Origin of the sequence: Castellaniella sp., assembly GCF_049673105.1 — a bacterium.
Lineage (GTDB): Bacteria > Pseudomonadota > Gammaproteobacteria > Burkholderiales > Burkholderiaceae_B > Castellaniella.
The window spans coordinates 1-14,703 of sequence record NZ_JBATXG010000022.1; the positions used below are offsets into that span (position 1 = coordinate 1).

At 57.5% G+C, this 14,703-nt stretch carries 14 protein-coding genes; all 14 read right to left on the minus strand.

Translation table 11 applies throughout. The features are described 5' to 3' along the window. Positions 1-175: 175 nt before the first annotated feature. The 14 genes from WBF69_RS08705 to WBF69_RS08770 all read right to left on the minus strand — a co-directional run bounded on the left by WBF69_RS08705 (position 176) and on the right by WBF69_RS08770 (position 14,651). The gene (locus tag WBF69_RS08705) at positions 176-4,156 is read right to left on the minus strand and encodes a glycosyltransferase (protein WP_424263249.1); all 3,981 of its coding nucleotides are present in this window, start codon (positions 4,154-4,156) and stop codon (positions 176-178) included. 113 nt (positions 4,157-4,269) lie between these two features. Continuing rightward, positions 4,270-5,052 (minus strand): cephalosporin hydroxylase family protein, encoded by a 783-nt coding sequence (locus tag WBF69_RS08710; protein WP_343835055.1) that lies wholly within the window; start codon positions 5,050-5,052, stop codon positions 4,270-4,272. Continuing rightward, on the minus strand, positions 5,039-5,755 hold the full coding sequence (locus WBF69_RS08715; protein WP_424263251.1) for a metallophosphoesterase family protein: 717 nt from the start codon (positions 5,753-5,755) through the stop codon (positions 5,039-5,041). Before WBF69_RS08715 ends, WBF69_RS08710 begins: the two co-directional genes overlap by 14 nt. Then, on the minus strand, positions 5,736-6,698 hold the full coding sequence (locus WBF69_RS08720; protein ID WP_424263253.1) for an ATP-grasp domain-containing protein: 963 nt from the start codon (positions 6,696-6,698) through the stop codon (positions 5,736-5,738). Before WBF69_RS08720 ends, WBF69_RS08715 begins: the two co-directional genes overlap by 20 nt. 41 nt (positions 6,699-6,739) lie before the next feature. Next, positions 6,740-7,624, minus strand: coding sequence for an NAD-dependent epimerase/dehydratase family protein (locus WBF69_RS08725; protein WP_424263255.1), 885 nt, complete (start codon positions 7,622-7,624; stop codon positions 6,740-6,742). After that, entirely contained in the window at positions 7,621-8,343 is a 723-nt protein-coding gene (locus WBF69_RS08730; RefSeq protein WP_424263257.1) for a class I SAM-dependent methyltransferase, read from the minus strand. The genes WBF69_RS08725 and WBF69_RS08730 overlap by 4 nt, the downstream gene beginning before the upstream one ends. 10 nt (positions 8,344-8,353) lie before the next feature. Then, the gene (locus WBF69_RS08735) at positions 8,354-9,109 is read right to left on the minus strand and encodes a WbqC family protein (RefSeq protein WP_424263259.1); all 756 of its coding nucleotides are present in this window, start codon (positions 9,107-9,109) and stop codon (positions 8,354-8,356) included. After that, positions 9,110-10,225: a DegT/DnrJ/EryC1/StrS family aminotransferase gene (locus tag WBF69_RS08740; protein ID WP_424263261.1), complete on the minus strand. Its 1,116-nt coding sequence runs from the start codon at positions 10,223-10,225 to the stop codon at positions 9,110-9,112. Then, positions 10,222-11,445 carry a class I SAM-dependent methyltransferase gene (locus tag WBF69_RS08745; protein WP_368641924.1) on the minus strand — a complete coding sequence of 408 codons (1,224 nt, stop codon included), beginning with the start codon at positions 11,443-11,445 and terminating at the stop codon, positions 10,222-10,224. Before WBF69_RS08745 ends, WBF69_RS08740 begins: the two co-directional genes overlap by 4 nt. Further along, entirely contained in the window at positions 11,442-12,008 is a 567-nt protein-coding gene (locus tag WBF69_RS08750) for a dTDP-4-dehydrorhamnose 3,5-epimerase family protein (RefSeq protein WP_424263263.1), read from the minus strand. The genes WBF69_RS08745 and WBF69_RS08750 overlap by 4 nt, the downstream gene beginning before the upstream one ends. Further along, the gene (gene rfbG / locus WBF69_RS08755; RefSeq protein WP_424263265.1) at positions 12,005-13,108 is read right to left on the minus strand and encodes a CDP-glucose 4,6-dehydratase; all 1,104 of its coding nucleotides are present in this window, start codon (positions 13,106-13,108) and stop codon (positions 12,005-12,007) included. The genes WBF69_RS08750 and rfbG overlap by 4 nt, the downstream gene beginning before the upstream one ends. Then, the gene (gene rfbF, locus WBF69_RS08760) at positions 13,090-13,863 is read right to left on the minus strand and encodes a glucose-1-phosphate cytidylyltransferase (protein WP_424263267.1); all 774 of its coding nucleotides are present in this window, start codon (positions 13,861-13,863) and stop codon (positions 13,090-13,092) included. The genes rfbG and rfbF overlap by 19 nt, the downstream gene beginning before the upstream one ends. A gap of 198 nt (positions 13,864-14,061) precedes the next feature. Then, positions 14,062-14,382 carry a type II toxin-antitoxin system RelE/ParE family toxin gene (locus WBF69_RS08765; protein WP_424263269.1) on the minus strand — a complete coding sequence of 107 codons (321 nt, stop codon included), beginning with the start codon at positions 14,380-14,382 and terminating at the stop codon, positions 14,062-14,064. Then, on the minus strand, positions 14,379-14,651 hold the full coding sequence (locus WBF69_RS08770; RefSeq protein ID WP_424263271.1) for a type II toxin-antitoxin system Phd/YefM family antitoxin: 273 nt from the start codon (positions 14,649-14,651) through the stop codon (positions 14,379-14,381). Before WBF69_RS08770 ends, WBF69_RS08765 begins: the two co-directional genes overlap by 4 nt. Positions 14,652-14,703: the final 52 nt, after the last annotated feature.

The following is a 14,703-nucleotide window of genomic DNA, read 5'->3' on the forward strand; positions in this document are numbered from 1 at the left end:
AGCAAGATAGTTGGTATTGATGACAGCCATGAAAGACTCCTAAGTGATTCGGCGGAGATCCGCCCGTATTGCCCAGGATGACAAACCGAGTGACCTCCTGTTCTGACTCGTTAACGGAACAAGGACAGAGAACTTTAGGAGATTCCCCGAAAATTTTTCGAGGTGGCATGCGATGTCATAGCCAAGCCGCCAGCCATTGATCCAGAAAGGCGCCTTCCAGCATCCAGGATTGGCGAATCGCTGCTTGTAACGCGTCGCCCTGTCGAGCCAGGGCCTCGGGTTCGGCCAGGTGTTCCCTGACTGCCTTTTCCCAATCCTGATAGCGATTGCGCACCCGCGTCACGGGCAGATCGCAGTGGTATGGTTCTATATCCGTGCAAATGATCGGCACCCCGCAGGCGCCTAGTTCCAACAAGCGCAGATTGCTCTTGCTGCGATTGAATTGGTTCATTTCCAAAGGCACCAGTGCCAGATCCAGATTCAGTGCGGCCAATGCGGCGGGATATTTTGAAATTTCGACCCCTGGGTGAAATTCGCAACGGATGTCTTCTGGTTGCATGCCCATGAAAACCCAGTCGACCTCGTCCTCCATGTCTTTGATCAAAGCGCGTATGACAGCCAAGTCGCCAGTATGACTGTTACCACCCGCCCAGCCCAGGCGCAGCTTTTTACCAGCCCGGCGCTGACCAGCAAGATCACCCCAAACATTTTTTGGCAAACCGTTGCAAGCCACCCTGATTTCAGAGTGCCAAGCGGAATACTCTTCGGCGAGAACGGGAGTGGACACCACCAGCCAATCCACCTGCTCAATCGCCCGTCGCATCATTTTTGCCAGATCCTTTGGCATAGCATTTCTATGCATGCTGCGTACGGGCACATTAGGCAGGTAGTCATCAAATTCAAGCAGCACCTTGGCTCCGACCGTCTCTCGAATACGTCGAATTTCATCCAAAATGCCTGGATTACCCCAAGCACCCTGCAGTACCACCGTATCTGGCTGCGCTCCGGCCACGTCAGTGAAATGAAAATTCCCGTCTTTCAGGCCACCCTCTAGGCGCCCTTCGGACTCCAGCGCCTGATACGGGTGGATGATCCGATAATGCCCACACCCCTGCCAATCGCCATGCGAAGCCAACACCACCGGCAAAGGCCGACCCGGCAGGGGTCTATGAATCCGGCTGGCTTCACGGCTTAAGCTGAAGCCCGGCGACAGGCGCCCAAAAGCAGGATGATAGGCAGGATCATCAAGCAATTTGGGCAGCCATTTCGCGTACAAACGATCACCCTGTTCCAGATCCGGCAACGCCTCCTGGCCAAATTGCTCGGTCAGCAAACGGGTAGCCCCGCCCATATGTTTAAGCCGGACTTCAGCCGCCTGGGTAATCAGATAACCGGCCTGCGTCACCCGCAGGCATAAATCGGCATCGCCGTAAAAGACAGGAAAATCTGTTTCATCGAAACCGCCCAGTTCCTGGTAGACATCCCTGCGCATCATCATGCATGAAGCGCTGACCGCCCCGACGTTCTGGGTCGTCACCAGGCGATTCATATAGCCTTGAGTCTGATCTGATTCCCCTCGGAACCCAAACCCGACGCTGTTATCCATACCCAGTACCAGGCCGGCGTGCTGGACGCGGCCATCCAGATAATCCAAGCGTGCGCCGACTGCACCGACCTCGGGGCGCAAGGCATGACCCAACATCAAGCCCAACCACTCCGGATCGATCACTTCCGTGTCATTGTTCAAAAATAGCAGGACGTCCCCGCGCGCCTGCTTAGCGGCGAAATTGTTGATGGCTGAAAAGCTGAAAGGATGCGGCCATCGAAGGATGCGCACCTGCTCCAGACCCATCGCCTCCAACTGCTGCAGAAACTGAACCGCAGCCTTGTCCTGACTGCCATTGTCCACAATCAAAAGTTCATAGCGGGTATAGGCGGTTTTCTCCATCAGGCTTTCCACGCAAGCCCGCAGCACAGGCAGTTGATCGCGTGTCGGGATGATGATGGATACCAGGGGTTCACCCGAAATCGGATATTCCAGGCGGGATTCGCCCACCCGTCCGGTGGCTTGGATCGTGGCTGTACTGCCAATCCGATCCAGGTGAGCCTGCGTCACCGATCGCGCGTGCGATGCGACATCTGCATTTGCCAGCCAGGAAAACAACTGTTGATCCGTGTAAACAGCGACTTCGGGGATATGTCCCACCAGTTGGGGGCCGGCCTGTTCCACCAATCGCCAGGCAAGATCCTGAGCAGCCAATTGCCCATAAGCATCCTGCAGCCCCCCGACTGCCTGAACAGCGGCAGTACTGAGAATCAGATTTCGCCCCATGTAGGGATAGCTGCGCAAAAGATCCAGGTTGAAATCCGGCTTGAGCATGGGTTTGCCCGGCACGCCATCTTCGAGCATGGCCTCGTCAGCGTACCAAACCAATGGATCCGGATGGCGCAGGCGGTATTCCCCGAATAACAAAGCAGCATGGGGAAGCAATTGGTCGCCAGGATACAGTATCCAGATGAAATCTGGCGCTTGTGCTTGGCTGATTTGATCTGCAAGCGGCTGAGACCAGTGTGATTCAGCGGGCAGATACTCAAAATTGCCATCCGGCAGCGTGGCTGGCGCCGTCTTCCCGATCAGCCAAATTTTATGCAAAGGCTGGCTCTGGGCATACAGACTAGCCAGCGTTCTGGATAGGGACTCTGGCTCTGGTTCGTCGGGCAGAACCACAACCGCACCCAAAGTGCCAACATCCGGATGCGCATTCACCAAGGACTGCAGCAGCCGGATTCTGGCAGCTGATGGCGCGCGATCTTTGAACCAGTCAGCAACCGACCAAGTGGGTTGTGGAACTACGCCAGGACCCGCGGAGCCAGCGGACACCGTAGCGCCTTTCCACCGGCCTATGTCGTCCGGCAAGGTATCCTGAAATTTTGCGTTTAATTCGTCCAGCCAGGCCAAGCCTTGCGAGAGCCTATCACCGCCACGACCCGAGGCATTTTTGTCGTCATGCTGCACATCAACATCCAGAACATCCGCACAAAAGTTGCTGAAACGTCTGGAAAGTAATGTTTCGCCAATCTTCGCGCGAGACTCAAAGGCCTTGATGATATCAATGAACCACTTCAGGAAATTCGCATCAAACACCAGATCGTCGATGTTCGACGCCGCATATTTATTCAGGCCTTTCAAGCAAGCAGGAGCGTCGGCGAGCCATTTTCTTAGATTCAGCAGCAAGCCACCCTGCTGAAGTTCTTGGTGAAAGCCGTTAAAAAATAGAAATTTGAACACATGTTGCGCACTTTGATAGCGTTGCTGCAGATCTTCTATAGGTGAAAATTTTCCGAGCAAGAAAAGCGCGCACTGGACCGCCGTGCTTACGCCCATGAATCTGATCATGGGCAGGCTAAGGCCAACATCCTTACACAACAACTTATAAAAACGATCGAGACTATCGCCAGTGTGCGCACCATAATGCGGATAGTGCACAAAAAACCCACGCCCAGACTCTTTGACAAAATTGCCATATGACAATCTATTTAACTCAAATAGATCCTCTGCCAACGTCATGCCAAAGATCGGGGTGGCCTTCAAATAATCGATGGCGTTATCTAGGGTGTCTCTTCTGCTGACATCATACATAGTGACTCTAGCAGAAAGCCCGTTCCAAAAGCTCATTCTTTCGACCGGGCTTTCCCCGACCATAGAGTTCTGACTTATATCCAGCAGACGATGATCCCCAAAGTCTACAAATGAAGTCCCAACTGAAACACAAGAGGCATTATTCGATTTTTTTAAAAAATCGTAACCATCCAAATAATATGTTGGAGACACGGAGTCATCATCCGCCATGATGGCAGTAAACTCAACCGATTTACTCCACTCGAAAAGAAAGTAAAAATTCTCAGTCGCCCCAATATTTTTTTTATGCGAATAAAAAATAATATACTTATTTATTTCATTCAGCTTGGCAAGAAATTCATGCTTCTCGGGGTTTTCGCTATTGTCCGCGACAAGAACAACAACATCTTCCCTGGCGACGCCACAAAATGACGCAAGAATCGACTTAACCTCTCCCCCCCATCTAAACGTAGGAATCAATATCGCACACCTAGCCGTCACGGGAATTTCTGGAAAAACAATAGATTCTTTAACCATCACCAATCTCTGAACATATGAGCCATGAAAGCTCGATCATGCCGCCAAAAAACTCAAATGATCTTTGTCTGACTTACATGTCTAAACAAAACCTTCAACTGCTGTGGTAAATATCACCCAACCCGACGCAGGAATCCTTCTCTAGCGACAGTGATCAGCAGTTTGTGCTCAATGTTCCGGTCTACTTCGAACTCGGGATGCCCCGCCAGATACTCGCGAGCCGCCGTCAACGGGCTGTTGCCTGGCCCCCAAGGGCGCCCCTCGCACAATTCCGGCGGCATGTCTTCCACCACCGTATCGAACACGACACAATAGCTGCCTACGCTGACCAGCGGCGCATACGCCTCCAGTTCAGCAAGTACATGCTCATGGGTATGATTGCTGTCCAGACTGACCAGGACACGTTGATATTTGGACGCAATGTCCTTGACCTGCGCCACCAGCGCCGGATCCACGCTTGAGCCTTGCAGCATCTGAATACGCGCGGCCATCGGGTGCGATTCGATCGCCTCGCGGTTGTGCGCCCGGATATCGATGTCGATCCCCAGTACCTGACGGGCTGGTTTCCGCGGGTCAAGTACGCGCCCCTGTTCCTGAGCTTCGCACAGATCCAGCAATGCCAGCAGCGAGGCGTTCATGATCAAGGAACCGCCATGCGCGATCCCGGTCTCGATGATCAGATCCGGCTTGATCGCCCAGATCAGCTCCTGCATGGCCACCATGTCTTGCGGATACTGGATGATTGGGCGTCCCATCCAGCTGAAATTATAGGTATAGGCGCCAGCGGCCCCCGTTTGCAGCATCCAGTCCAGGGATGCCTGCTTCAAGCTTGTATCGGCCCCCAGCCGGGCGATGTTTTGCTCGACCTCTGCCTGGAACTGTTCAATTGGATTCATGCCGCTTATTCCTGTTAATGTATTTTATCTTGTCGATGCGCCCGCCGATCTGGGCGCCGTGGTAGAGATTCTCATATAGAAAGGGTTCAAATCCTGCTTCTTTCATGGATTCGACCGTTTCTTCAATGTTGTAGGCAACACGCCTCAATTCAATCCGATCCCCATCGAAAATAGCATAAGCCGCCCGGCTGTCGCCATCCCTGGGCTGGCCGACCGATCCCGGATTGCAATACCACTTCCCCTGCGCTACCGGTATCAGTGCCTGCACATGCGTATGCCCGGAGAACAGCCGATCGACATCCTCTGGCACCGTGTCGTCATCAATGACATAGAGATATTGATCCCGCGGGTCCTCGGGTCCGCCATGCACGAACAAAGAGCCGGATTCCCTCAAGCTGGGCAGGGAACCCTGCAGCCAGGTCAATTGTGCCGGCGTCACGATGCGTTTCTGATAATCAATGATGCTGGCCACCACCTTGGAGCGCGAACAATTCTCTTCACTGATCAGGTAGTGATCGTGATTGCCCAGAATATTGATTGCATCGTGCTGCGCCAGCAGATCAATGCATGGCCCAGGCTGCGCGTGGTACCCCACCACATCGCCCAGAGACAGGATGCGCGTGCACCCACGCGTGCGGGCATCATCCAGCACCGCGCGCAAAGCGGCCAAATTGCTATGAATATCAGACAGGATCGCGATCATAAACGATGTAATCCTCGCTATAGCGCCAGCCAATGCCATGACGGATCTCAGGCGGCTGTGGCAGGCGATTCAACACAAAGTATTCCAACGCCATTTGCGCCTCGTTGTACCCAAAGCCGGTGCGCAGGGAATTACTGCTGGAAAACCTCGGATTGACCTCCAGCAGATAGGCCTCGCCATCGTGCACCCGGAACTGGTAGTTCGTCGGCCCTATCGGTTTGAGCAAGGCATTGAAGGCAGCCACTTTTGCCTGCAGCAGGGGATGGTCGACCACCTCGGCCTGCTGCGTATTGCCGGCTGCGGACAGACGCCGGCGCATGATGATCGGCGCCACGGCCTGACCATCACCCAAGCCGAACGAGCCCACCGTGTATTCCTCGTGTTCGCTGCCCACGATACGCTGGAGCATCCACGGTTCTGCGGTCTTGCGAGTCCAGTAAGCAAAATCCTCCCGATCATGCAAGCGCACGATCCCGCGCGAGCCATTGCCCTGGCGAGGCTTGAGCAAAATCGGCGCCGCGCCCAGCGTTGCCAGGGCGTCATCCCAGCTTGCGTCGATCATCGTCGGGATGGCCGACAGACCATGGTCTTCCAAGAACAGGTGCATCAGCCACTTATCGCCGGTCAATGCAATCAGGGCACTGTGATTGAGCGCCAGCACGCAAGCACCATGCTCTTTTTCAAACATTTCCCGCTGTCCATCCAGAAACAGCATATCGACCTCAAGCCCCGGCAAGACGAGATCAATGCTTTCCTTCCTGATCAAATTCTGCCAGAAGTCCCGATATCCATCGGAGCGCTCGTCGCAGATCGGCTTTTGGACGAACACATCACACCAGTCAGGCCCCGGAGGCCGGGTGCTGCGGTCCAGGCCGATGATTTTGACGGGATAGCCGCTGGCTCTCAGACTGCGGACAATGCCCTGTCCGATGATGGCTCCCACCCCTGTCACCAGCACATGAACCGCAGAAGCGTTTGCCCTGCTCATATCACATCCAAGGGACCAAAGGCGCCGGCGCAGCCCGTATCTCGAATCATTTTCAAACCCTGCTCCATGCTGATTTCCGGCCACATGCCCAGGCGATCAAACAAGGCTTCTCCCGAAGGCAGGTTTAAAGCGCGAAATGGCTGCTTGGCCTGTGCGATCTCGATGTGCCCACCTGAGCCAAACACGCCATAAGCACACTGCGCAATCTGCCAATAATCCAGTGACTCTGGGTGAACAATATCCCATACGCCGCTCACGCCTTCCTGCCAGGCCTGAATCAGCAGCCGGGCAGCATCGCGCACATGCAAAAAATTACGCACGCCACCCGGTGCCGGCATATTGAGGTCCATGCCACGTGACGCATAGGCCACAATCCGTCCGAACCAGGGCTGATGCCGGCAGCAACGTCCCTCCACATCGTAGAGTTGGGGAAACCTGAGACTGCAAAACACTCCGCCAGCCTGACGCTCCATCAGCCCCCAGGCCAACACCTGCTCCCCCAGTGCCTTTGACAGCCCGTAGCTTGATCGGCCCTGCGCTTCCACACCCACCGTCGAGGAAAGGCTGCCGGCATAGATGCAAATTGAGCACTGCAAATGTGCCATCAATCTCAGCACATCGAAGCAGCCCAGCGCATTGACCCTGCCGTTAGCCACACGGCCTTCACCCGAATCATCCGCAAAAGCAGCCGCACAATGGAATATGGCATCGACAGCGGGTGCAGTAGCCGGCAGCGCGCCCAGTGTCTTGTCCAGATCCAGCGTGATATCACAGTCAGCGCTGCGACCGATGCACAACACCACCACACCCACGGCACGTAACTGTTCAACCAGCTCCGTGCCCAACATCGACCCCGCTCCGATCACCGCGACCGTCTTCACACAAGCTCCACTTCCATCAGCAAGCCCACGCACAAATCGGGAAACTCAATTCCGACCTGCAGCATCGCCTGCAGATTGGCCTGCATGTCCGGCAGCGTTTTCAAGACCGCCAGAGGTAAGGGCTTGAGATAGATGCCTTCCTCATGTGTGACTGCATAACCGGCTTGCTGCAAAGCAGCCCGCAATGTGTCCCGGCAATACTGCCGCTGATGTCCCAGCGCCAAGTCATTGGCATTGAGGCTGTAGATATCGTCGATCAGCCCCAACTCCAGCCCCAGCCTGCGATTGAGCGACTTGGCGTTGGGCACCGCCACATACATGCGCCCACCCGGCTTCAGGTACTGCCGATAACGGCGCAGAATCAAATCCGGGTCATCCACATGCTCCAGGATGAAGCCCATGACAATGACGTCAAAGGGCGCCTGCGGCTCATAGTCCTCAAAGTAGCCCTCCACGATCTGACCAGAAAACCCGGGTTGTGCGCGACGAAACTGTTCGATGACGCTGGAGGCGCCATCGACGATGACGTGCTCAGCGCAGGCCTCGTTGAATATTTTTGCGGTAAAACCATGCCCCAGCCCTAATTCCAACAGTCGATCCACGCAGCCCATGCGTTCGATGATCCGCTTGGGATACCAGTGCAGCATCAGGTCGTTTTCGATTTCCGTTGCGGCATTCGGTTTGTATTCCGATGCCTCGGCATTGAGATCTCGCGCCATTTTCACCTCGTTATTTCCTGTCCTGTGCCGGTGCCTGCTGTCCGACAAACTCGCGCCATGACACTGCCCGCCCGCCAATCAATTCCCGCCCTTGTCGCCCGCAGTGGGCCACCAGGTCCAAAGCGGTTACATAGGGGGTAAAGGCACCATGCTGTTGCGGATACGGCGCGCATCCGTATTCGATATAGGACACGCCCATGCCCCTCGCCTCGAATTGCTCATGATCCAGGTAATGACGCGCACCGTGGCCAGTCAAATACTGTTTAGCCTGCTCTGCCGCGCACAGATCAATCAGGCGCTGCGTACCATGCCCCTCGATCGAGCCCTCCGAGGATCGCAGAAACTCGCACGCTGACTCAAGCTCGAAATATTGCACCAACGCCAATGTGCTGGCCATCGACAGCTCGGCCAAATTCGCCACCGGCTTGGCAAAGACGTCAGCCATCACCGTGATGGCATCATCCAGAAAAGGCGCTCTCGCATAGGCCTGCCGAAAGGCGTCCAGATGACTGCGGCGCCAATCCACGCGCTCGTCGATCTGTGTCTCGCTGATCAATTGTCCCCGGTGCTGGTCTCGCAACGGCACCGTCATCCAACGGATGCCGCCCGCAGTTTTGATCTGAACCCGATTGAAAAATCCCCGTGCAAATTGCACGTCGTCGTAGAACACAAAAGCATCGGCCAAGCGGACCTGCTCCAATTGCCCCACCCAAGGAAAATACATAGGCTGAGAGACGACCACCGTTCGGCCCAGGGACTCGCGCATCTATGCTCCCTCGCCCACGCAGGCGCGGATCACGCGGCAGACGCGCGCCTGCTCGCTCGCATCCATCTCATGATAGCTAGGCAAATTGATCGCCCGCCCCGGAATCGACCAGGCATTGACGTTGTCGCGCACCGGCGTGAACATGGTCATGCCCGACAAGGGCCAGAAAAACACGCGCGCATCCACGTTCTCGGCGGTCAGGGCCGCCTGTAGCTTTTCTCGCGTCACCCCGGTGCGTGCGTCGAACACCACCGTCGGCATCCAGGCGCCATTGATCGTGCCAGGGTGCTCGGGATTCATGGATACCCCATCCATGTCGGACAAGGCATCCCGGTAGGCCGCCAGGATATCCCGCTTGCGTTCGATCAGCGCATCAATGCGCTCCATCTGCGCGCAACCGATCGCCGCCTGGATGTTGGACAATTTGTATTTGTACCCCACCGCATCCGGCCAGAACTGCTTCGTCTGCCCCCGGGCGCGACCATGATTGCTCAAGGTCAGGACCCGTTCGTACAACACAGCATCCTGGGTGACGAACATGCCCCCTTCGCCGGTCGTCATGGTCTTGGAACCATGAAACGAGAACGAAGCAAAAGCCCCCATCGTCCCCGCCCGCTTGCCGCGATAGACCGAGCCGATCGCCTCGGCGGCATCCTCGATGACGGGAATGCCGTGACGCGCGCCGATGGCCAACAGCGCATCCATGTCGCACAGATTGCCATAAAGATGCACCGCTACGATGGCCTTCGTGCGCGGCGTGATGGCTGCCTCGACTCTGGCGGGATCCAGGCACCAGGTATCGGGCAAAATATCCACGAAGACCGGGGTCGCGCCCAAATGCACGATCGGCGAAACGGTGGCAATCCAGTTGGTGTCGGCCAGAATGACCTCGTCGCCCGGCCCGATCCCCAGCGCCGCCATGCCCAGGTGCAAGGCGCCTGTGCAGCTCGACGTGGCGATGGCATGCTCGGCGCCCAGATGCGCCTTGAACGCCTGTTCGAAGCGCCCAATGTATTCATAGCAGCGATCCCCCCAACCATTGGCGGCGGCATCCGTGGCGTAGCGCACCTCCAGCTCGGTGATCGATGGCTTGGTGTAGTGGATACGGGATTTCACAGGACCTCCAACTGCGGCACCGCCGTCACGAATTTCGTCCCCTGGACAGCCAGCGCCTTGTTCTGCTCCCGGACCTCCGGCGCAATATTCCACGGCAGGATCAGCACATAGTCGGGCCGCTGTTCAGCCAACGCCTGCGGCGCCAGGATCGGGATGTGGCTGCCCGGCAGGTACTTGCCCTGCTTGGCCGGCGCCGCATCGCACACGAACGGCAGCAGGTCGGGTTTCACACCCGCATAGTTCAGCAAGGTATTGCCCTTGGCCGCCGCGCCGTAGGCCGCCACGGTCTTGCCCAGTCGCTTTTGCTCCAGCAAGAAAGCCAGCAGTTCGTTCTTGACCCGGTCGGCGCGTGCCTGAAAGGCCTGATAGGTAGCCAGATCCAGCAAACCACCTTCTACTTCCGACTGCAATACGCGCTCGACTGCGGGTTGTTGCTCGAAGGCGGCGGCGGCATGGCAGCCATACACTCGCACACTGCCGCCGTGCGTGGGGAGTTCTTCTATGTCGTAGATGCGCAAGCCCGCTGCATTGAAAATACGCTGCACGGCATGAATCGACAGGTACGAAAAATGTTCGTGATAGACCGTGTCGAACTGATTGTTCTGAATCAGGCGCAACAGGTGCGGGAATTCCAGCGTGATCGTGCCCCCGGGTTTCAGGACGGCGGCCAGGCCGCGCGTGAAATCGTTGATGTCAGGCACATGCGCATAGACGTTGTTGCCGGCAATCAGGTCAGCCTGGCGACCTTCATCGGCCAGCCGACGGGCCAGCGCCTCGCCGAAGAACTCGCGCAGCACCGGCACGCCGATCGCCTCGGCGGCGGCGGCCGTGCTGGCCGTGGGCTCGATGCCCAGGCAGGGAATGCCGGCAGCCACGAAATTCTTCAGCAGGTAGCCATCGTTAGCGGCCACTTCGATCACAAAGTTTTTATCGTTCAGGCCCAGACGCTGCATCATCATTTGCGCGTAGCGCTGCGCATGCGCAAGCCACCCGCTGGACGTACTGGAAAAATAGGCATAGTCCGGGCTGAACAAGGCGTCGGCCTGGGCGTAGTCTTCGGTCTGCACCAGCCAGCACTGCTCGCAGACACGGATTTTCAGCGGAAACCAGGTTTCGGGCCGATTGAGCTCATCGGCTTTGAGATAGGCGTTGGAAGGCGGCGCAAAGCCCAGATCCAGAAACGTATGGCGCAACGCGGCGCCGCAGTGACGGCAATTCATGAATTCAAATCCAGTCCAACAAAGTCCGGGGTCAACCTGGGATGCTGCAGATCGCGCCCGGACTGCAAGGCAATGGGCAAGGGCCAGTTGATCGCCAGCATCGGGTCGGCGGCCAACAGGCCATCCTCAGCCTGAGCCGTATAGGGGGTTGTGTGCAGGTACAGCAACTCGCAATCGTCCGTCAGCGCCTGAAAGCCATGCGCAAAGCCTTCCGGGATCAAGAGCGCCTGGCCATTATCGGCAGAGAGTTCGGCGGCGCGCCATTGCAAAAAAGTAGGCGACCCGGCGCGCAAATCCAGGCCCACATCCCATACCGCGCCGCGCAGGCAGCTCACCAGCTTCATCTCGGCATGCGGCGGATGCTGAAAATGCATGCCGCGCACCGTGCCGCGCGCCTGCGTCCAGGTGTGATTGATCTGGGCGACAGGTTTGTGCCAGCCGGCGGACGCCAGTTCCTCGGCGCAGAACAGTCGCGACAAGAATCCTCGTTCGTCGCCCAGGCGTTGGCGCTGGACAATACGCAAGCCTTCGATGCCGGTCTCTCTGATCGTCAAGCGGCTCATGACGCGATGCCCGTCGATTCAAAGGCCACGATATCCGCCTCGCACAAGGCGCGGGCATCCGTGCCGTCCTGCTGCTGGCGGTACCAGGCCATCGTCCGCATGATGGCGTCCTGCAAGCCCCAACGCGGCTGCACACCCAAGACGGTGCGTGCCTGGGCGATTTCCAGCGCCAGCCAAGCAGCCTCGTGCGGCCCCTCGGTGCCGTCGCCCCACTGGATATCGCCACTGCCATAGGCCTGACGCGCCCATTCAACCACCTGCCGCACGGTGGCGGCCTCGTGCGTATGCGGGCCGAAGTTATAGGCGCCCGCCACTGCGGGGGTGGCGCACAGGCATTCGGCCAGGCGCAGATAGGCGCTGATGGGTTCCAGCACATGCTGCCAGGGCCGGATCGCCTGCGGACGGCGAATCGGCAAGGCCTGCTCAGCCTGCCAAGCCCGCACGGCATCAGGGATCAGGCGGTCCGCCGCCCAATCGCCCCCGCCAATCACATTGCCCGCGCGCGCCGCGGCCACCGCCACGCCCTGCTCCGCCAGAAAAGCATCGCGGTAGCTGGCAATCACCAGTTCGCTGGCCGCCTTGCTGGCGCTGTAGGGGTCATGCCCGCCCAGCGCATCGTCCTCGCGATACGGGTAGGCGCGTTCCAGATTGCGATAGACCTTGTCGGTCGTCACCATCACAGCAGCCCGCACACTTCCTAGGCCACGCAAGGCATCGAGGACATGCGCGGTCCCCATGACGTTGGTCGAGTAGGTCGACAGCGGGTCCGCGTAGCCGGCCCGCACCAAGGCCTGTGCGGCCAGGTGAAAGACGATTTCAGGCTCCGCTCGGCGTATCCGATCTGCCACAGCCTGCGCGTCGCGAATATCGACGAAATGGGAATCGCACATCTCGCCCACCCGCGCCAGCGTGTACAGGTTCGGTTCGCCAGACGGCGGCAGGGCCATGCCTGTCACCTGCGCGCCCAAGCGGTGCAGCCATAAGGCCAGCCAACTGCCTTTGAACCCCGTATGGCCCGTCAGCACCACGCGCCGCCCCCGCCAGAAGGCAGGGTCAGGCGTGCTGGCCGCCATGGCGTGCGCTATGCCCAGGTCTTCCATGGCGCCTTGCCCGACTCCCAAAGATCTTCCAGCAGGTTCTTTTCCCGCAAAGTATCCATAGGCTGCCAAAAGCCATTGTGTTCAAACGCCATCAGCTGGCCGTCACGCGCCAGCGACGTCAGTGGCTCGCCTTCCCAACTGATCTGATCTCCCTGGACGCGATCCAGGCATTTGGGTGACAGCACGAAAAATCCGCCATTGATCAACCCGCCGTCCCCACGGGGTTTTTCCGTAAAACCCGCCACCTGATCGCCATCGCGCTTGAGCGCACCATAACGCCCCGGTGGCTGCACTGCCGTCACCGTCGCCAGGCGGCCATGCTGCTGGTGAAAGCGGATCGACGCGCCAATATCCACATCGCTGACGCCATCCCCGTAGGTAAAGCAAAAGGCTTCGTCATCTTTGACGTAGTCGCGCACCCGCTTCAAACGACCCCCCGTGAGCGTGTCCTCGCCCGTGTCCACCAGCGTCACCCGCCAAGGTTCAGCATGCTGATGGTGGACTTCCATCCGGTTGGTGCTCATGTCGAAGGTCACGTCCGACATGTGCAGGAAATAGTTGGCGAAGTATTCCTTGATCACATAGCCCTTGTAGCCGCAGCAGATCACAAAGTCGTGAATGCCATGATGCGAGTACATCTTCAGGATATGCCAAAGGATGGGTTTGCCGCCGATCTCGATCATGGGCTTGGGCTTGAGGTGCGTTTCCTCGGAAATGCGGGTGCCCAGCCCCCCGGCCAGGATGACGGCTTTCACGATGAATTCCTTTGATATTACGGTGGCTTAGTGTGCTTACGGCTTGTGGCGGTGGAGTTTTAGCGCTGTGCTGATTAGCTCCTTAGGCTACTTGGTGAAGTATAGGGGCTGGGAGGCGCGTGGAATTGAGGGAATAGGTAGGGAAAGCAGGGTTGAGAGCGAGCTTTGTGTTTTGTTACACAAATGGTCGACAAGGATTCAGCGGTTCAACAACCGCCTTGACAACAACGTTCGCAAATCCTTGCGTGTATCACAAACGATGTGAATATAAAGCACCCCGCCTTGCACTTCGTAGATGACGCGATTCATGCCCGAGAGCACTTGCCGGTACTGGGAGAGTCCCAATTCAGTCAGTTCAGGCGGAACATGGCCGCCAAGCGGAAAGGCCGCCATATTACGGATTGCGACCTGGATGCCCGCGTAGGTCTCTTGCCACGTAGTCTTGCCAAAGGTTTTGGTCACATACTGGCGCAATTCCCTGATGTCGGCCTGAGCCTCGCCAAGCAATACCGCTTTCACGTCAAGTCTTCCTTGTCCAGTTCGGCCAAGAACTCTTCCGCATCACGGTAGTGACCCTGCTCGATGTCTCGCTGCCCCATCGCCAGCATTTTCAGAAGCGCCAGGGTCTGCTCTTTCTGTTCATAGCTGCTCACATCCATGACGACCAGGCGGGCCTCGCCGTTCTGAGTAATGAGCATGGGTTCACCGGTTTCTGTAATGTCTTTGGCGATTTCGGCTGCATGGCCTTTCAAGTAACTGATGGGCCTGACGTGGGTGGCTAGTTTCATGGCAAATCCTTGATGATCCGTGCAGTGGGGAATAATAAGGACTGAATTTATC